Origin of the sequence: Pseudomonas zhanjiangensis (genome assembly GCF_041027545.1) — a bacterium.
Classification (GTDB): Bacteria; Pseudomonadota; Gammaproteobacteria; order Pseudomonadales; family Pseudomonadaceae; genus Aquipseudomonas; species Aquipseudomonas zhanjiangensis.
Window position 1 is genome coordinate 59,824 of record NZ_JBFTEG010000007.1, and the last position, 19,428, is coordinate 79,251.

Consider the following 19,428-nt stretch of genomic DNA (forward strand, 5'->3'; position numbering starts at 1 on the left):
GATGACTCAGCGGCTCGCGCTTAGCCGCGCGAACTCAGGCGCCAGGCGCGATGGATCTTGGGGTTGCGGGCGAAGTCCGGGTCCAGGGTGGCGGCGCTGATCTCCTCCACCGCATAGCGACTGGCCAGGCCTTCGTCGAGCTGGAACTTGCGGAAATTGTTGGAGAAGTACAGCACCCCGCCCGGCGCCAGGCGCGCCATGGCCAGGTCGAGCAGTTGCACGTGGTCGCGCTGCACGTCGAACACGCCCTCCATGCGCTTGGAGTTGGAGAAGGTCGGCGGGTCGATGAAGATCAGCTCGTACTCGCCGCGATCCTCCGCCAGCCAGGCCATCACGTCGGCTTGCTCCAGGCGGTGCTTGTCCGAGTAGCCATTGAGCGACAGGTTGCGCCGTGCCCAGTCCAGGTAGGTCTTCGACAGGTCGACGCTGGTGGTGCTGCGTGCGCCGCCCTTGGCCGCGTGCACCGTGGCCGTGGCGGTGTAGCAGAACAGGTTGAGGAAGCGCTTGCCGGCCGCCTCGCGCTGGATGCGCAGGCGCAACGGGCGGTGATCGAGGAACAGCCCGGTGTCGAGGTAGTCGGTCAGGTTGACCAGCAGCTTGACCCCGCCTTCGTTGACCTCCATGAACTGGCCCTGGCTGCTCTGGCGCTGATACTGCTTGGTCCCCGCCTGGCGCTCACGGCGCTTGATGATCACCTTGCTTTGCTCGACCTGCAGCGCCTGGGGGATGGCCGCCAAGGCATCGAACAGACGCGCCTGGGCCTTCTCCGGGTCGATCGAGCGCGGTGCGGCGTACTCCTGCACATGCACCCAGTCGCGGTACAGGTCGACCGCCAAAGCATATTCCGGCATGTCGGCGTCATACAGGCGGTAGCACTCGATGCCTTCGCGCCGCGCCCACTTGCCCAGCTGCTTGAGGTTCTTCTGCAGACGGTTGGCGAACATCTGCCCGCCCTCGCTCAGGCGCGCCTGCTCGGCAACCGGGGCCGGCGCCGGCGCCGGCGCCGGCTTGATCGGGTTGCCGTTCTTGTTGTACTGGCGCTCTTGCGGCTCCGCCTGGACCTTGACGGCTTCGGCCTGTTCGCGCTCGCGTTCGCGTTGCTCCGGGCTGCGTCGCTCGCCGGTGACGAACTGCTCCGGCTGCACCTTGATCAGCAGCAGTTTGCACGGCAGCGCACCGTTCCAGAAGGCGTACTGCTTGTGGCTGCGGATGCCCATGCGCTTGCCCAGCTCAGGGGCGCCGGTAAATACCGCCGCCTCCCAGCCGAGACAGGCCTGGCGCAGGCGCTCGCCGAGATTCTGATAGAGGTACAGCAGGCTGGCCTCGTCACCCAGGCGTTCGCCATAGGGCGGGTTGCTGATCACCAGGCCCTTCTGGTGCTGGTCCGGGCGTGGCTCGAAGGTTGCCAGCTCGCCCTGGTAGACCTTGACCCAGTCGCTCAGCCCAGCGCGCTCGATATTGTTGCGTGCCGGCTGGATCAGCCGCGGATCGGCTTCATAGCCGCGGATCCATAGCGGTGGCTTGGCCAGGCCGATCTCGGCGCGGCCCTGGGCCTCGGCCTGCAGCTTTTTCCACAGCGCCGGCACATGGCCCAGCCAGTGGCTGAAGCCCCATTGCTCGCGCTTGAGGTTGGGCGCGATATCGGCGGCCATCATCGCCGCCTCGACCAAGAAGGTGCCAACCCCGCACATGGGGTCGGCCAGCGCGCCACCCTCGGCGGCGATGCGCGGCCAGCCGGCGCGGATCAGCACGGCGGCGGCGAGGTTTTCCTTCAACGGTGCGGCGCCCTGCTGCAGGCGGTAGCCGCGCTGGTGCAGGCTGTGACCGGACAGGTCGAGGGAAAGAATCGCCTCGCCGCGCTCCAGGCGCAGGTGAATACGCAAGTCCGGGTTGAGCTTGTCGATCGAGGGGCGGGTGCCATCGGCCTGGCGCAGCTTGTCGACGATCGCATCCTTGACCTTCAGCGCACCGAAGTGGGTGTTGTCGATCCCCGAGCCATGCCCGCTGAACTCCACCGCCAGGCTGCCGCCGGGCTCCAGGTGCTCGAACCAGTCGACCTCCAGCACGCCCTCGTACAGGTCCTGAGCATCCTCGATGGGAAAACGCTTGAGGACCAGCAGCACGCGGTTGGCCAGGCGCGACCACAGGCACAGGCGGTACGCCGTTTCCAGATCGGCCAGGCCACGAATGGCCGACGTCTGCTCGCGCGCCTGCTCGAGGCCGAGGTTGCCGGCTTCCTCCAGCAGCAAGGCTTCCAGGCCCTTGGGACAGGTGAGAAAGAGTTCGTAACGATCCGACATGGGAATATCCAGTGCCTAAGGCAGTCAGGGCCATGCGGTTCAGCCCGCACGACCAAAATAAGTGACAAAAAGTCGCAGCGCGCCCCTTCGTCGGAATAAGTAAAGCCTGCAATCGCAAATGCATCGCGATGGCAAAACACCACTAAACAGGCCGCAATCGCCCGCGCCAAGGCCACTCGCCCGGCCAGCAGCCAGCCTTTCCCGGAAGCCTTATGGCTTGACCCTCAAAAGCGTTACGTCCTTATGACAAAACGATCATTCACAGGCACCCGGGCATTCGATAGAAATCACCCAAGGCCTTCGCTGCAACGGCGAAGGTATCTGGGGGTCCGCCACGCCGGCAGCGGGCTCCGATGGCAGATTCTACTCTGCCTGACCTCGCGACGAGGTCGCCGAGGTCTAAGGGACATAACAGTCAACATTGAGGGCAACACCCTATGAGAAGACTTAAGCGTGATCCGTTAGAAAGAGCGTTTTTGCGCGGCTATCAATACGGCATCCATGGCAAATCCCGCGAGATGTGTCCTTTCACCCTTCCTTCCGTACGCCAAGCCTGGTTGAACGGCTGGCGCGAGGGCCGCGGTGACAACTGGGACGGCCTGACCGGTACTGCCGGCATCCATAGACTCAACGAACTTCACGCTGTCGGCTGAAAAAGGACCTACCGACTTCATCAAGCACGCTCCATCCGAGCGGCGGGCGCGAGCCCAGGGGCTCCCTTAGGGGAGCCCTTTTTTGTTTCCCCTGTCGCCGCGCGGCGGCTCGAGCACAATCATCGCCACACTGGCCCGGCCCCACTGATAGCTGCGGCAATCCTCGCCCGCGGCCTCTTGCGTTGTCCCGTTCATCCCTGGCCCAACAATGACCTTCAGCGCTTGGGCGGCAAGCCGGCGATGGCATCCACCGCCTCGCGAATCAGGGCCGGCCCCTTGTAGATGAAGCCCGAATAGATCTGCACCAGGCTGGCGCCGGCGGCGATCTTCTCGGCCGCATGCCGCCCCTCGGTGATGCCGCCCACGGCGATGATCGGCAAGCGTCCGCCCAGCTCGGCGGCCAGCACCTCGACGATATGGGTGCTCTTGTCGCGCACCGGTGCACCGGACAAGCCGCCGGCTTCATCGGCAAACTCCAGGCCCTGGACACCCTCGCGCCCCAGGGTGGTGTTGGTGGCGATCACCGCATCCATGCCGGCGTCCAGCAGCGCATTGGCCACCTGTACGGTTTCCTCATCGCTCATGTCCGGAGCGATCTTGATCGCCAGGGGCACCCGCTTGCCATGCACCTGGGCCAGGTCTTCCTGACGTTGGCGCAAGGCCTCGAGCAACTGCTTGAGCGAGTCGCCGAACTGCAGACTGCGCAGCCCCGGAGTATTGGGCGAACTGACGTTGACCGTCACATAGCTGGCATGGGCGTAGACCTTGTCCAGGCACAGCAGGTAGTCGTCCACCGCGCGCTCGACCGGGGTGTCGAAGTTCTTGCCGATATTGATCCCCAGCACGCCCTTGAATCTGGCCGCCTGCACCCGGGCCAGCAGGTGATCGACACCCTGGTTGTTGAAGCCCATCCGATTGATGATCGCCTCGGCCGCCGGCAGGCGGAACAGGCGCGGCTTGGGGTTGCCCGGCTGCGGTCGCGGTGTAACCGTGCCGATCTCGACGAAACCGAAGCCCAGCTGGGCGAAGCCGTCGATGGCGTCGCCATTCTTGTCCAGGCCCGCAGCCAGCCCCACTGGGTTGGCGAACTCCAGGCCCATGACCTTGACCGGCAGGCTGGCCGGGGCCTTGCACAGCAGGCCATTCAGCCCCAAACGGCCGCCGGCGCCGATCAGCTCGACAGACAGTTCGTGGGAGGTCTCCGGGGAGAGTTTGAACAGCAGCTCACGGGCCAGGGTATACATGGGCAGGCTCAGCTCGATAGTGGCGAAATCGCAAAGGCCGCGATTATAGCCGCCCACCGCCTCCCCCGGCGAGGCGCCAGGCCCGCTTCAGCTCAAACGGCGCAGACTCAGCAGCTCACCACTCGCACTAAACTCCAATGCGAAGGAACCAAAAACCCCTTCATGAGTCAGAAAGGCGCGAAAATGGTGCGCTGGCACGCTGACCCGCCGCCCGTCACGACTGTGCAGCAGAATACGGTTGGCATGGCCTTGATAGACTGCACGCATGCGCTCGGCAGATAGCGCGATATCCAGTACCAGACTGGGCATGGAGGCTCCTTCGCAAATGAACCCGACAATCTTGCCACATGCGCCGCGCCATCTGGCGCGAGGTGCTGCCGGTTTGACCGGCAAACCCTGTGCAATGGGCCCCTGGCTCTGCCACACTGGCAGCGATGTCCCTGGAGTTCACATCCGGCCATGATCTCGCCAGACCAGCCCACCTCACTCAGTTCGCGCCTGGCGGCCCTCGCCCAGCGCCTGGGCCTGGGCGGACGCGCGCCGCGACAGATCCTGGAGCGCGCCAGCGGTTTGCGCCTGCCCTTCAGTCCCCTGCCCGCCCCGCGTGACAGCATTTGCTGGCAGGAAGCGCCGGCGCTGCAGCGCTTGGTCGACCTGCCCCGCGGCGCCCTGTCCGGCCCTGTGCAGGAAGACAAGGCGCAAGCCCATGCCGTGCTGATCCGACTCGTCGAGGCCCAGCAGAAGACGCTGGCCTCGATCGACCTGCGCCAAGTCGACGGCCTCGCCGACTGTGACCCCGAACGGGTGAGCTTCAGCCGTTTCGAAGACTACGCCGCCAGCGAATTTTGCAAGAAGATCCGCATCATCAGCTACAAGGACTTCGTCAAGGCCATGAGCCTGGCCCTGCCGCAGTTTCTCGCCGGCGAGCGGATCAGCCTGCGCCAGGCGAACTGGCGTGGCCAGCGGCTGTTCTGGGCGGGCGAACAGCAGGGTGAGGCCTTCGCCTGTGCCATCGCCTATGCACGGCGTCGGGAACTGTCGGTTACCCTGCCGGCAGAACTGTGCAGCTACCGCCTCAGCCGCGACGGCCTGGCGCAACTGCAGCAGCGTTATCACGTGCTGGCGATGCCCGCGGCCACCTGGAGCGATCCGGCGTTCATGGCTCTGCTGCTGGACAGCGGCCTGCCCTACGCGCGGCTATCGCTGCTGCGTACCGCCGCGGCCTCGGAGTGCCTGCTGCTGCCCAAGCATTCGGCCGAGGCCTGCGCCCTCGGCGAAGGCCTGCGCCTGGCCGGGGCGCCTGACGTGGTGGCCTACCTGCAAGGCCTCAGCGTCGACAGCCCAGGCTAGCCCATTTCATCTCGGCGCTGGCGCAGAGCCCCAAGAACAACAACCTCGCCGCCCAGAGCCTGCGCTGCGTGGGAGGCACGCTTTCGCGGATGTGCAGCTGTCCGCGACAAGCATATAGGCATCGCCAACTGCTCTCGACGCAAGCGCCCCAACCTCCGCTGCGGCCGAACAAAAAAAGCCCCGCACTAGGCGGGGCTCAGGTTCTGCCGGTATCAGGCCGCGATCAGGACAGGCTCGCCCCGCGCTGGGCACTCTGCGCCAGGTCCATCAGTTCCCGGTTGGCCACCGCATACATGGCGTAGTCGGTCCCGGTGGCCGCGCGCAGCTCGCCGAGCATGTTTCTCCAGCGCCCCACCAGGGGACGATGCTGCTCGAGCCAGAACGCCACCCGCTCCTCGAGCGCCGTCGGACCCTCGGTCATCTGCAGCAGCGATACGGTGATCGCCCGCTGCTGCCAGTCCAGATCATCACGGAAGGATTCGCGGGCCAGGGCTTGCCAGTTGTTTTCCACCGGCAAGCTGGTGATCTGTTGCAGGTACCAGGACAGCTCCAGCGATCCGCCTACCGCGAAGTAGGCGGCCGCCACATCGACTGGATCCTGGGCAGTGACATCGGAGGCCTCGATGATCGGCAACAGGGTATACAGATGGCTGGTGCCGGCCACCATGCGAGCCAGTTCCTCGGGCACACCGGCTTCCACATAGCTCTGGAAGCGCGCCAGCCATTGCTCGCGGGCCTGCCCTTCGAGCAGCTCGTCCAGGCGCAAGGTCAGGGCCTCGATCCGTGGCGCGAAATGCTCCACATCACGCGCCGCATCCATCTCGCTGCGTCGATTGCGCAGGAACCAGCGGGTCGCTCGACGACCAAGGCGCATCAGCTCACCCATCATGGTCAGCTGCAACTCGGCGGACACCTGGTAGTCCAGCGCCTCGATCTGCTGCCACCAGTAGTGCAGGCGGAACACGTCACGCACGATCACATAGGCACCCGCGACATTGGCCGCGCTCATGCCGGTGGACTCCTTCAGGCGCTGCACGAAGGTGATGCCCATGTGGTTGACCAGATCGTTGGCTATCTGGTTGCTGACGATTTCGCGCTTGAGGCGGTGACGGCGCATTCCCTCGCTGAACTTGTCCGCCAGCAGCGGCGGAAAGGCGGTCTCCATCTCACGCGCCAGGTAGTCGTCGTCCGGCACCGTGGATTTGAGCAGCGACTCCTTGAGGTCGATCTTGCTGTAGGAAATCAGCACCGACAGCTCCGGACGCGTCAGGCCCTGGCCCTTGATGGCGCGCTCGTTGAGCTCGTCGTCGCTAGGCAGGAACTCCAGGCCACGGTCTAGCTTGCCAGCCGCTTCCAGCGCGGCCATCAGCCGCTTGTACTCGGCCTGGCGTTCCCGGGCGCGATGCTCAGCCAGCGACAGGGCCTGGGTCTGCTTGTAGTTGTTGCCCAGCACCAGGCCGCCCACCGCATCGGTCATCTGGGCCAGCAGCTTGTTGCGCTGCTTGCTGGTCATGTCACCGGCGACCACGACCTCGTTAAGCAGGATCTTGATATTCACCTCATGGTCGGAGCAGTCCACGCCACCGGCATTGTCGATGAAGTCGGTGTAGCTCGCCCCGCCATGAAGACCGTACTCCACGCGACCCAGCTGGGTCATGCCGAGGTTGCCGCCCTCGCCCACGACCTTGGCGCGCAATTCGCGACCGTCGACGCGCAAGCCATCGTTGGCCTTGTCACCAACATCGGCATGGCTTTCCTTGCTCGACTTGACGTAGGTGCCGATGCCGCCGTTCCAGATCAGGTCGACGGGCGCCTTGAGCAGCGCATTGAGCAACTCGGTCGGCGCCAGCTTGTCGGCGCTGATGTCGAAGCGCGCCTTCATCTGCGGGCTGATCGCGATGCTCTTGGCGCTGCGCAGGAAGATCCCGCCGCCTTCGGAAATCAGCGAGCTGTCGTAGTCGGCCCAGCTGGAACGGGGCAGATCGAACAGGCGCTTGCGCTCGACGAAGCTCTTGGCCGCGTCCGGGTTGGGGTCGATGAAGATATGCAGGTGATTGAAGGCAGCCACCAGCTGCAGCTTGTCCGACAGCAGTAGGCCATTGCCGAACACGTCGCCGGCCATGTCGCCGATGCCGATGACCGTGACGTTGTCCTTCTGCACATCCACCCCGCGCTCGCGGAAGTGGCGCTGCACCGAGACCCAGGCGCCCTTGGCGGTGATGCCCATGCCCTTGTGGTCGTAGCCGGCCGAGCCGCCAGAGGCGAAGGCGTCGCCGAGCCAGAAGCCGTAGTCGGCGGCGATGCCGTTGGCGATGTCGGAGAAGGTCGCGGTGCCCTTGTCGGCGGCGACTACCAGGTAGGGATCATCCGGATCGTGACGCACCACGTTGGCCGGCGGAACCACCTCGCCTTCCTTGAGGTTGTCGGTGATGTCCAGCAGACCGCTGATGAAGATGCGGTAGCAGGCAATGGCCTCGGCCTGGATCTCGTCGCGCGAGCCGCCAATCGGCAGGCGCCGCGGCACGAAGCCGCCCTTGGCGCCGACCGGCACGATCACCGCGTTCTTCACCTGCTGGGCCTTGACCAGGCCAAGCACCTCGGTGCGGAAGTCCTCTTCGCGGTCCGACCAGCGCAGGCCGCCGCGGGCGACCTTGCCGCCGCGCAGGTGCACGCCTTCCACCCGCGGCGAGTAGACGAAGATCTCGAACATCGGTACCGGCTTGGGAATCTCCGGAATCGCCCGCGGGTTGAGCTTGAAGCTGAAGTAGGACTTGCCTTGGCCGCTCGCGTCGGTCTGATAGAAGTTGGTGCGCAGGGTGGCCTTGATCAGGTCCAGGTAGCGCCGCAGGATGCGGTCCTCGTTGAGCACCGCGACATCGTCCAGGGCATTGAGGATTGCCTGCTCGAGTTTCTGTTGCTTGTCCTCGGCATCCCCCGCACTGAGCTTGCGCGCCAGGTAGAAGCGGGTGCGGAACAGGCGCACCAGCTCCTTGGCGATATTGGCATGGTTGACCAGGGTGCTGGCGATATAGCTGAGGCTGAAGCCCAGGCGAATCTGCTTCAGGTAGCGGGCATAGGCGCGCAGCAGCGCCACCTCGCGCCACGGCATGGCGGCAGTCAACACCAGGCGGTTGAATGCATCGTTCTCGGCCGCACCTCCGACCGTGTGCACGAAGGCGTCCTGCAGGGTGTCGTTGAGCTGCTGGATATCGACCTTCAGACCCTCGGCATAGGTGAACGAGAAGTCGTGGATCCAGAACTCGCGATTGTCCGCCCGTCGCAGCCGATAGGGGAACTCGCCGAGCACCCGCAGGCCGAGGTTTTCCAGGATCGGCAGCACGTCCGACAGCGGCAGCGGCGTATCGGCGTGGTAGAGCTTGCAGTGCAGCTGCTGAGCCCCCTGCACCAACGGCTGGTAGAAGCTCATCACCAGCGGCCGCTCGCTGCTCAAGGTGAGCAGGTGCTGCATGTCGACGATCGCCGACGGCGGGGCGAATCGCTCGCGATAGCCGGCCGGGAAGCCATCCGGGTAGTCGGCCAGCACGGTGGTGCCCAGCGCTTCGCCGAAGTTCTCCACCACCAGGCTGGCGAAATCGTCCTTCCACGAACGGCAGGCCTGGATGACTTCCTGCTCCAGACGCACCGGATCGATCTGCGTCTTGTTCTTCGGATCGACCTGCAGAATGAACTGCACCCGCGCCAGCACCGACTCGGAGAAGAAGGTCCAGAATTCGCAGCCGCTCGCCTGCAGGCGCTCCATCAGCACCTGCTGAACCTTGATCCGGGTCTCGGTGGAATACACATCGCGCGGCACATAGACCAGGCAATAGCAGAAGCGCCCATAGGGGTCGCGGCGCAGGAACACGCGGATCTTGTTGCGCTCCTGGATCTGCACGATCGCCATGGCGGTGTTGCACAGCTCGTCCACCGGGGTCTGGAACAGATCGTCGCGTGGCAATACCTCCAGCACCTGGGCCAGTTCCTTGCCCAGGTGCGCCTTGCTGTCGAAGCCGGCGCGCTGCTCGATCACCTCGACCTTGCGGCGGATGTAGGGAATGTTCCATACGCTCGCGGCGTAGACCGCCGAGGTGTACAGGCCCATGAAGCGGCACTCCTTGACCACCCGCCCCTTGCTGTCCAGTTCGCGAATCGACACGAAGTCCGGGTAGGCCGGGCGATGCACCCGGCTTGGCTCGGCGGCCTTGGCAAAGGACAGCAGCAGCGGCTCGCGCAGGTAACTGACCGCCTCCGGCTCGATATGCAGGTCATCGCTCTTCAGGCCGCTGCGTAGACGCTTGGACAGGCCCAGCAAGGAATCCTGGTCGTAGACGATGGTGCCGCCGGCCGCTGCATCGGCCACGGTGAACTCTTCGTAGCCGAGAAAGGTGAAGTGGTCGTCAAGCAACCATTTGAGGTAGACCTTGATCTCGTCGAACTCGGCCGGATCGACCTTGATCTTGGTCTTGTCCAGCCTGGCGAGGATTTCCCTGGCCTTGGCCTTCATCGCCTCGAAGTCGGTGACGCTCAGGCGCACTTCCTCGAAGACTTCGCGCAGGGCCTTTTCCAGCGTCTTCAGTTCGCCGCTGCTGGCGCAGCGGTCGATCTCCAGGAACATCAGGGCTTCCTGCAGCACGCCCTCGCCCTGGGTGCCCTTGGGCAGAATTTCCAGCAGCTTGCCCTGCTTGTCACGGCGCACGCTGAACACGGTGTTCTGCAGGGTGTGGATGCTGTAGCCACGGCGGTTGAGTTCCATGCGCGCCGAGTCGACCAAGAATGGGATATCGCTGCGCAGTATCTCCACCGCGGTGTGGGTGGACTGCCAGCCATGCTTCTCGTAATCGGGGTTGAAGGCGCGAATGACCGTCTGATCATGGTCGAAACGTTCCAGCAGGCGCCAGGACGACAGGGTGCAGCCGACCAGGTCGGACAGCCGACGCTGGGTGAGCTCCTCCAGGGCGATGATGCCGAAGAATTGCTCGGCGAACAGGGCCACTTGTGGCAGGGCCTGCTCGCTGACGTACTGCGCCAGCGCCGCTTGCAGTTGATGCTGAAAGTCGGCTTTGCTGGCCGCCGTAAAGAACGCCATGGTTGTGCTCCATTTGGCTTGTGATTCGACTAAGGCAGTCGCGGGCCATGACTGACGCCACAACGTTGTAGTTCAACGTTAGTTCAGGAGGCCGTGAATGCATTAAAGTGGCTGCCCCTGAACGCTGGCGATGTCCAAGACTCGCTGGTCACATTTGCCGGATGAGCTTAACGATGGAACACCGTGAAGCGCTTGTCGCGCTGCGACATTTTCTTTCAACCCAGATCCTCGGCCAGGAAAAACTCATCGAAAGGCTGCTCATAGCCTTGCTCGCCGATGGCCACATGCTGGTCGAGGGCGCTCCTGGCCTGGCCAAGACCAAGGCGATCAAGGAGCTGGCAGAAGGCATCGAGGCCGAGTTCCATCGCATCCAGTTCACCCCCGACCTGCTGCCGGCTGACATCACCGGCACCGAGATCTATCGTCCGGAAACCGGCAGCTTCGTGTTCCAGCAGGGGCCGATCTTTCACAACCTGGTGCTGGCCGACGAGATCAACCGCGCGCCGGCCAAGGTGCAATCGGCGCTGCTCGAGGCCATGGCCGAGCGCCAGGTCAGCGTCGGGCGCAGCACCTATGAGCTGTCGCCACTGTTCCTGGTGATGGCCACGCAGAACCCGATCGAGCAGGAAGGCACCTACCCGTTGCCGGAGGCCCAGCTCGACCGCTTCCTGATGCACGTCAAGATCGGTTTTCCGGACGCCGCCGTGGAGCGCAAGATTCTCCTGCAGGCGCGCGGCGAAGCGCTGCATGGCGAGGTCAAACCCGAACACCGGGTCAGCCAGCAGGCGATCTTTACCGCCCGCCGCGAGATCCTCGGCCTGTACATGGCCGATGCGGTGGAGGAGTACCTGGTACAACTGGTGATGGCCTCGCGCACCCCCGGCAAATTCGATGCGGAACTGGCCGAATGGATCGCCTATGGCGCCAGCCCGCGTGGCTCGATCGCCCTGGACCGCTGCGCGCGGGCCCATGCCTGGCTGGCCGGGCGCGACTTCGTCAGCCCGGAGGACATCCAGGCGGTGCTGTTCGACGTCCTGCGTCATCGCATCATCCTGTCGTTCGAGGCCGAGGCCGCCGGCATCGACCAGGACCGCGTGGTTCAGCGTATTCTCGATGTAGTCGCCGTCGCCTGAACGCCATGCACAACCTGCCCACGCAACCCGCCATCCGCGTCAATCTCGCCGAGCTGATCGAGATGCGCCACCGCGTGCGCGAGGTGCAGTTGTTTTCCACTCCGGCCCGACGCAGCCCGCTGATCGGCCTGCACCACTCCAGGCTGCGCGGGCGTGGCGTGGACTTCGACCAGGTGCGCGTCTACCAGGCCGGGGATGACGTGCGCAGCATCGACTGGCGGGTGACCGCACGCACTCAGGAACCGCACACCAAACTGTTCCACGAAGAGCGCGAGCGACCGACCTACCTGCTGGTCGAACAAAGCCCGCGCCTGTTCTTCAGTTCGGGGTTGTGTTTCAAGTCGGTGCTGGCCGCGCGCGCCGCCAGCCTGATCGGCTGGGCCGCCCTGGCACACAATGACCGCATCGGTGGCCTGGTTTTCGGCGGCGAGGAGCCGCACGAGATCAAGCCCAGGCGCAGCAAGCAGAGCCTGCTGCAACTGCTCAATCGCCTGGCCCGCGCCAATCAGGCGCTGTCCAGTGAGGCCGGGCCGGAGCAAGACCGCTTTGCCCTGGCCCTGCGTCGCGCGCGCGAAGTGCTCAACCCCGGCAGCCTGGTGGTGGTCCTGTGCGACGAGCGCACCCTGGGCAATGGCAACGAGCAGCAGTTGCAGCTGCTGGCCCGGCACACCGACCTGCTTCTGCTGCCGATCTCCGATCCGCTCGACCATGCGCTGCCCGCCGCCGGCTTGCTGCGTTTCGCCCAACAGGGCACCCAGCTGGAACTGGACACCCATGACGGCGAACTGCGCCAGGCCTACCGTGCCCAGGGCGAGGCACGCCAGGCCCACTGGCAACGCCTGGCGCAAAAACTCGCCGTGCCGCTGTTGCCGCTGAGCACCCAGCGCGACATAGTCGAGCAACTGCGCGACCATCTCAACGCCCAGCACCCAGGAAAGCAGCGATGAATCCGCTGGATCGTCTCGAGCCGCTGATCGCCCCGGCGCCGATAGGCTGGTGGCCGCCGGCGCCCGGCTGGTGGCTGCTCACCCTGCTGCTGCCCCTGCTGCTCTGGGCCCTGGTGCGACTGGGTAAACGCCTGCCCATCAGGCGCCGACGGGGCTCTGCCGACCCGGCCCTGGACCCATTGCGCCAGGCAGCGCTGGCGGAGCTTGAGCAGCTCGCCAAGCCCTATTACGGCGCGCCGGCCGGGCCCTGGCTGCAGCAGCTCAATGCGTTGCTCAAGCGCCTGTGCGTGCAGCGCTACCCCCAGAGCCAAAGCCACACCCTGAGCAGCCGGGCCTGGCTGGCGTTCCTCGACAACCGCTGCCCGGCGGCGGGCCTGACCCGCTGGATGGTCCTGGTCGAAGGCGCCTACCGCCCGCAGTGCAGTCTCGACGACAAGGCCATCGAGGGGCTCAATCAGGCCGTGTCCATCTGGATTCGCAAGCATGTTTGAATTCGCCTGGCCGTGGATCTTCCTGCTCGCACCGCTGCCCTGGGTACTGCGTCGGCTGCTGCCGGCCGCAGACAGTGGCGAGGCGGCGCTCAAGGTGAGCTTCCTGGCAGAACTGGAGACCCTGGCCGGACGCCGCGCACACTCCAGCCTGCCCAGCTGGCGCCAGCAGCTGCCCTACGCCCTGCTCTGGCTGCTGCTGCTTGGTGCGGCGGCACGCCCGCAATGGCTCGGCGAGCCCCTGCCGCTGCCTGCCAGTGGCCGCGACTTGCTGATCGCGGTGGATGTATCGGGCTCCATGGGCTACGCCGACATGCGCTGGGAGGACGAGGAGATCAGCCGCCTGGAACTGGTAAAGCACCTGTTCGGTGACTTCATCGAGGGCCGCCAGGGCGATCGCGTCGGCCTGATCCTGTTCGGCAGCCAGGCTTACCTGCAGGCGCCACTGACCTTCGATCGGCGTACCGTGCGCACCTGGCTGGACGAAGCCCTGATCGGCATCGCCGGCAAGAACACCGCCATCGGCGATGCCATCGGCCTGGCGCTCAAGCGCCTGCGCCAGCGCCCGGCAGACAGCCGGGTGTTGGTGCTGGTCACCGACGGCGCCAATACCGGCGGCAGCATCGAGCCCATGACCGCGGCCCGCCTGGCCGCCGACCAGGGCGTGAAGATCTACCCGATCGGTATCGGCGCCGATCCGCAGCAAAGCGGCGTGCTCGGCCTGTTCGGCGTCAACCCGGGCCTCGACCTGGACGAGCCGACGCTACGTGCGATCGCCGAGATGACCGGAGGCGAATACTTCCGTGCCCGTGACAGCGAGGAACTGCGAACCATCGAGGCGCGCCTGGATCGCCTCGAACCCGTGGCCCAGCAGCCGACGCTGGCCCGCCCCGCCCTGGCGCTGTACAGCTGGCCGCTGAGTTCGGCCCTGCTGCTCAGCCTGCTGCTGGTGATCGACGGACTCTGGCCGCACCTGCGGCAACACCTGACGCACTTGTTGGCATCCCCGCGGCGGCCCCAGTCATGAGCACCTGGTCTCTTCTCGCCCTGTGGCCACATTGGCTACGCCCCTACTGGCTGCTCCTGCTGCCGGCGCTGGGCTGGCTGGTCTGGCAACTCTGGCACCGGGAAAAACGCATCGGCCGCTGGCAGCTGCTGCTGCCGACGGCCTTCCACGACGCGCTGCTCATCGGCGGCGGCAACCGCGCCAGCCGCAGCCCCTGGATCGTTCTGGGCCTGACCTGGCTGCTGGCGCTGCTGGCAATGCTCGGGCCGAGCTGGCAGCACCTGGAGCAAAACATCCTGAAGCCGGCCGATCCGCTGGTGGTGATGCTCGAACTGACGCCGCAGATGCTGGCGAGCGACGCGCCGCCCAACCGCCTGGAGCAGGCCAAGCGCAAACTGCTCGACCTGCTGCAGGCGCGCCGCGACCTGCAGACGGCGATCGTGGTCTTCGCCGGCAGCGCCCATACCCTGGTCCCCCTGTCCGATGATCTGGCCACCAGTCGCAACCTGCTGGAATCGCTCAAGCCCTCGATCATGCCCGAACCCGGGCACCGCGCCGACTTGGCCCTGGTCCAGGCCCTGGCATTGCTCGACCAGAGCCAGCAGGGGCGCGGCCGGCTGCTGCTGATCGGCAGCAGTCTCGATGAGGGCGAGCGTCAGGGCATTCGCCAGGCCCTGGAGGGGCGCAGTGAACGCTTGACCATGCTGGGCGTCGGCAGCAGTCAGGGAGCCCCTATCCTTGGCGAGGACGGCAGTTTTCTCAAGGACAGGCAGGGCGCCATTCTGATTCCACGCCTGGACAGCGCCGACCTCGCCCGCTTCGCCCGGGAAATCGGCGGCCGCTATCGGCCCGCCAGCCTGGACGATCGCGACCTGACCGAGCTGGGTCTGCTCGAGCGGCCGCAGCAGATGCGTCAGGCAAGCGAACCCGCACAGCTGCAGGCCTGGGTCGACCAGGGTCACTGGCTGCTCGTGCCCCTGCTGCTGTTGGCGGCCTGTGCCGGCCGCCGCGGTTGGTTGTTCTGTCTGCCGCTGCTGGTGCTGGGGATGCCCCAGCCCAGCTACGCCCTGGGCTGGAACGATCTCTGGCTGCGCCCGGACCAGCAAGGCCAGCGCCTGCTCGAAGCCCAGCGTGCCGACGAAGCCGCCAGGCGCTTTAGCGATCCCCAGTGGCAAGGGCTGGCGCTCTACCAGGCCGGCGACTATCCTGCCGCCGCCGAACGATTCGCCCAGAGCGACAGCGCCGTCGCCCATTACAATCGCGGCAATGCCCTGGCCCGCAGCAACGAACTGGAAGCGGCGGTGGATGCCTATAACCAGGCGCTCGAACTGCAACCCGATCTGACCCAGGCCGCCAGGAACAAGGCCCTGGTCGAGCAACTGCTCAGTCAGGGCCAGCAGCAGGAGGCGCAAGACGCCTCAGGCGATGAGTCGCAAGCAGCGTCCGGCCCGGCACAATCGTCGCCTGGCGAGCAGAGGGGCGAGCCAGGCGACCAGCCTTCGGCCACATCACCTGCGTCGGAGGATGGCGACAGCAGCCCGGATCAGCCGCGCCCCGGCGACGAGCCAGCGAAGCCGCCCGCCAGTGAGCCCGAGAGCCCGCCAGGCGAGCAACAGATCGCCAACGCCGAGCCGGCCCTCGACGGCGAACGCCGCCAGGCCCTGGAGCAATGGCTGCGACAGATACCCGACGACCCGGGCGAGTTGTTAAGGCGCAAATTCTGGTACGAACAGCAACAGCGTCAGGAACAGACCCCATGATCCGCCTGCTCTATATCCTTCTTCTCGGCCTGTTGGCGCTGCAGGCCAGCGCCCAGGGATTTCAGGCGAGCATCGACCGGGCCCGCCTGAATGCCAATGAGACCGTCGAGCTGACCCTCGAGTCGGATGACACCACCCTGTTCGGCAAACCGGATCTGAGTCCGCTCGCGCAACTGTTCGAAGTGCTCGGCACGCGCCAGGTCAATCGCCTCACCACCCTGGGAGGCGAAGCGCGCGCTACCACCCGCTGGATCGTCACCCTGCGGCCGAAGCAGACAGGCTATGTGGTCATCCCACCACTCCGCCTGGGCGATCTGCAGACCTTGCCAATCACCCTGCATGTGCAGCAAAGCAGCGGTAATGCCGCAGACAGCAAACTGGCTCCGGTCTTCATCGACGCCAGCCTGGATCAGGAAAGCGTCTACGTGCAGGCGCAAAGCGTACTGACCCTGCGCATCTATCACTCCGTCTCGCTGTATGACGACAGTAGCCTGAGCCAGCTGGAGATGGCCGACGCCCGCGTCGAACAGCTCGGCAAACCGCGTACCTACGAGAAGGACATCAACGGCATTCGTCACGGGGTGATCGAGTTGCGCTATGCGATCTTTCCGCAACGCAGCGGTCAGTTGAACATTCCACCCCAGGTGTTCACCGCCACCCTAGTCGATCGCTCGAACGCCAATGGCTATCAACCTTTCGGCCCGCGCCCGGGCCGGGTTACCCGGGTCAAGTCGCCGGAGATTCCCCTGCAGGTCAAGGCCCGGCCCGCCAGCTACCCGAAGAATGCTCCCTGGCTTCCAGCCCGCGCCCTGAGCCTGGCCGAGGCCTGGAGCCCGCAGCCGGACAACGCCAAGGTCGGCGATTCGCTGACCCGCAGCCTGACCCTGCGGGTCGAAGGCCTGTCCAGCGCGCAACTGCCTCCGTTGCCGGCCACCCGAGTGGACGGCCTGCGCCGCTACCCGGATCAACCGCAACTGAGCAACCAGATCAGTGAACGCGGGTTGATTGCCAGCCGCGAAGAGCGCGAAGCCCTGGTGCCCAACCGCAGTGGCCAGCTCGAGCTGCCCGAGGTGGAGCTGGTCTGGTGGAACACCGCCGAGGATCGCCTGGAGCGCACCCGCCTACCGGCTCGCCAGCTGCAGGTCGCGCACAATCCCAGCCTGGAGGTCGAACCGGTCCCTGTCGAAGCATCGACCCAGGCTGAGCTGCCTGGCACGCCCCTGTGGCCCTGGCAACTGAGCAGTGCCCTGCTTGGCTTCACCACCCTGCTCGGTTTCGGCCTTTGGTGGCACGCCCGGCGCCAGCCGGCGATCTTGCGCGCCGCGCAAGTCGGTCCCAGCCCGCGCACCCTGCTCGACGACCTCAAGCGCGCGTGCCTGGCCAACGACACCCAGGCCACCCGCCACGCCCTGGACGCCTGGGCGCGTCAACAACCGGAAACCCTGGCGGAAATGGCGGCCCGCTTCGTGCCACTGTCCGATGCGCTGGACGGCCTGAACGGCGCGCTCTACAGCGAGACCGGTCAGCAGTGGCAAGGCGAAGCGCTCTGGCGTGCGATTCGCACACTGAGCAACCGAGAAACCGGCGGCAATGGCGGAGCAACGGAGTCCAGCCTGCTTCCGCCGCTCTATCCACGCTGACGGCGGCAGAGAAAAACCGGCGAGGCGCCCCGTGCGGGGCCACCTCGCTCTATTTAGGTGCTATCGGCCACGGCCTGCCAATGGTGAAAGCGGCGGGCCGATTGTTTGATAACGCTCAGACGGTATCGACTTTGAGGGCGTTATCGCCGAGCAGGCCATCTATGACGGTAGCGGCATCAGTGCTGCCGTAGTAGGCACCACTGGACAGGTCCACTCCTTCGAGCACAATCTGCTGAACAACCGGCCCGCCCGCGACGGCGCGCACATCAATAGTGGTGCTGGTTGCCGCAAAGCTGAAGCTGAGGAAATCATCCAGAACGTTGCCGCTCGCCGACTCACCAACCAATAGCTGCGAAAGATCCAGCACATCGGAGTTCACTCCCGCCATATCGATTTCAAAGTCAGTGATGCGATCGACCCCGGTATCGCCGGAATTCCACACGAAGGTATCCTTGCCTGCGCCACCCGACATCAGGTCGTTGCCCAAACCACCGATCAGGGTGTCGTTGCCGTCACCACCCGACAACACGTCGTTACCTGCCAAACCACTAAGGATGTCGTCTCCGCCATAGCCGAACAAGTAATCCGCGCCATTGGTGCCGTTCAATACATTGGCGCTATCGTTGCCTTCAATACTGGTAGCCGCCGGATAGAGGGTCGAGTTGATGGCGCTGATCACACTGTCGCCATCACCGTCAGTCGCCGTGATGTCGAAGTTCAGATCGATCGGTTGACCTGGAACTGTCTGACTATAGGTGAAGAAGCCCAGCGAGAACTCATTTGTACCGGCAGCCCCTTGGACATAAACCGCACTAAAACCGGTATCAGAAGTTACTTGGTATGTCCAACCGTTATGCATACCTTGAATGGTGATCGAGTTGCCGTTGTCGATCAGGGTTACCGATCCGGTGACATCGACACCACTGCCATTGAACACCTTGATATCGGCAGTCGACAGATTGACCTGGGATTCCCCTCCGTCGGTGTTACCGAACACGTAGTCATTATTGGCGATGATGGCCGTCACGATCAGATTGGCCGTATTGGTCTTGCCTCCCTGGACGTACAGCTTCTGGCGAAAACTGAACACCGTATTGTGGTCGGTATAAACGAACCCCGTACCGTTGGCGCCACCGGTGGCCAAGCCATTAACGAAATCAAAGCGCACATTCTCGGTGGTACTGATCCACTGGTTGGCAATCCCGATATCATCGATGTCGCTGTTGACGCTACCGCTGGTCGACGAAATCAAGGCGTCCTGTACAGTCCCGCCGATGTTAATCAGCCCCTTGAAGTTGACGTTACCCGCACCGACCCCGGTCAGGTTAGTCGTTGTCACCTCGATTGCACCGTTGGAGATTACCCCGTAGGAGGTCAGGGTGTAAGTATCAGTCGAAGGGTCGATATCGATCAAAAGGCCAACCTCTCCCCCTGCGGTCTTGGCTACCAACTGAGTATTGTCGGTGCCGTAGTACAGGTAAAGTTGCTCGCCGTTGAGATACAAGGGTTGCCCGTAGGCATCCGTGGCAGTACCGCCCTCGGTGAAGTTGCTGAATACCACCGTGCCCACACCGTCGGCCCCAGCAGCACTGGCGAAGCGCAGGCTGGTCGTGACCATGTGAGACGTTGGCACCTGATCGACCAGCAATGCCGTAGCTGGGGCAAAGGCTTGCGGCACATCGTCGATAATCCGTATCACCAGCTCGTCGCTCGCCGTACTGCCGCCCACGCCCAGCACGCTGATCGTGACACTGTCATCGAAATACGTACCAGTGGCACCAGGCTTGCTGTCGTTGTCGATCGTCGCGGACAGCGTGTAGC

The 19,428-nt window shown here is 64.8% G+C and carries 13 protein-coding genes; 8 read left to right on the forward strand and 5 right to left on the reverse strand.

Features of this window, described 5'->3' with window-relative positions:
- Nucleotides 1-20: 20 nt before the first annotated feature.
- A complete protein-coding gene (rlmKL, locus tag AB5S05_RS10640; RefSeq protein ID WP_369287491.1) occupies nt 21-2,300 on the reverse strand; it encodes a bifunctional 23S rRNA (guanine(2069)-N(7))-methyltransferase RlmK/23S rRNA (guanine(2445)-N(2))-methyltransferase RlmL in 2,280 nt (759 codons plus the stop codon).
- A 437-nt stretch (nt 2,301-2,737) separates the two neighbouring features.
- On the opposite strand from rlmKL, the gene rmf reads away from it, so the two are divergent.
- Nucleotides 2,738-2,953: a ribosome modulation factor gene (gene rmf / locus AB5S05_RS10645; RefSeq protein ID WP_318948465.1), complete on the forward strand. Its 216-nt coding sequence runs from the start codon at nt 2,738-2,740 to the stop codon at nt 2,951-2,953.
- Nucleotides 2,954-3,168: 215 nt separating this feature from the next.
- On the opposite strand, the gene AB5S05_RS10650 is transcribed toward rmf, so the two are convergent.
- Nucleotides 3,169-4,197, reverse strand: coding sequence for a quinone-dependent dihydroorotate dehydrogenase (locus AB5S05_RS10650; protein WP_369287492.1), 1,029 nt, complete (start codon nt 4,195-4,197; stop codon nt 3,169-3,171).
- Between the two features lie 87 nt (nt 4,198-4,284).
- On the reverse strand, nt 4,285-4,506 hold the full coding sequence (locus AB5S05_RS10655) for a DUF2835 domain-containing protein (RefSeq protein WP_369287493.1): 222 nt from the start codon (nt 4,504-4,506) through the stop codon (nt 4,285-4,287).
- Nucleotides 4,507-4,656: 150 nt separating this feature from the next.
- Between AB5S05_RS10655 and AB5S05_RS10660 the strand changes: the two genes are divergently transcribed.
- Complete coding sequence (locus AB5S05_RS10660; protein ID WP_438943567.1) at nt 4,657-5,547, forward strand: DUF6685 family protein; 891 nt, start codon at nt 4,657-4,659, stop codon at nt 5,545-5,547.
- 223 nt (nt 5,548-5,770) lie between these two features.
- On the opposite strand, the gene AB5S05_RS10665 is transcribed toward AB5S05_RS10660, so the two are convergent.
- On the reverse strand, nt 5,771-10,633 hold the full coding sequence (locus tag AB5S05_RS10665) for an NAD-glutamate dehydrogenase (protein ID WP_369287494.1): 4,863 nt from the start codon (nt 10,631-10,633) through the stop codon (nt 5,771-5,773).
- 173 nt (nt 10,634-10,806) lie between these two features.
- Between AB5S05_RS10665 and AB5S05_RS10670 the strand changes: the two genes are divergently transcribed.
- From AB5S05_RS10670 to AB5S05_RS10695, 6 genes are read left to right on the forward strand one after another with little or no spacing between them, the layout of a single operon-like run.
- Nucleotides 10,807-11,766, forward strand: coding sequence for an AAA family ATPase (locus AB5S05_RS10670; RefSeq protein WP_369287495.1), 960 nt, complete (start codon nt 10,807-10,809; stop codon nt 11,764-11,766).
- Nucleotides 11,763-12,713, forward strand: a complete 951-nt coding sequence (locus tag AB5S05_RS10675) for a DUF58 domain-containing protein (protein WP_369287634.1) — start codon at nt 11,763-11,765, stop codon at nt 12,711-12,713. The genes AB5S05_RS10670 and AB5S05_RS10675 overlap by 4 nt, the downstream gene beginning before the upstream one ends.
- Nucleotides 12,710-13,204 (forward strand): DUF4381 domain-containing protein, encoded by a 495-nt coding sequence (locus AB5S05_RS10680; protein WP_369287496.1) that lies wholly within the window; start codon nt 12,710-12,712, stop codon nt 13,202-13,204. The genes AB5S05_RS10675 and AB5S05_RS10680 overlap by 4 nt, the downstream gene beginning before the upstream one ends.
- Entirely contained in the window at nt 13,197-14,228 is a 1,032-nt protein-coding gene (locus AB5S05_RS10685) for a vWA domain-containing protein (RefSeq protein ID WP_369287497.1), read from the forward strand. Before AB5S05_RS10680 ends, AB5S05_RS10685 begins: the two co-directional genes overlap by 8 nt.
- Nucleotides 14,225-15,967, forward strand: a complete 1,743-nt coding sequence (locus AB5S05_RS10690) for a VWA domain-containing protein (protein WP_369287498.1) — start codon at nt 14,225-14,227, stop codon at nt 15,965-15,967. Before AB5S05_RS10685 ends, AB5S05_RS10690 begins: the two co-directional genes overlap by 4 nt.
- Entirely contained in the window at nt 15,964-17,607 is a 1,644-nt protein-coding gene (locus AB5S05_RS10695) for a BatD family protein (RefSeq protein ID WP_369287499.1), read from the forward strand. The genes AB5S05_RS10690 and AB5S05_RS10695 overlap by 4 nt, the downstream gene beginning before the upstream one ends.
- 115 nt (nt 17,608-17,722) lie before the next feature.
- Here AB5S05_RS10695 and AB5S05_RS10700 read toward each other — a convergent pair.
- Nucleotides 17,723-19,428, reverse strand: a 1,706-nt coding sequence (locus tag AB5S05_RS10700) for a calcium-binding protein (RefSeq protein WP_369287500.1), incomplete at its 5' end; no start/stop codon positions are given.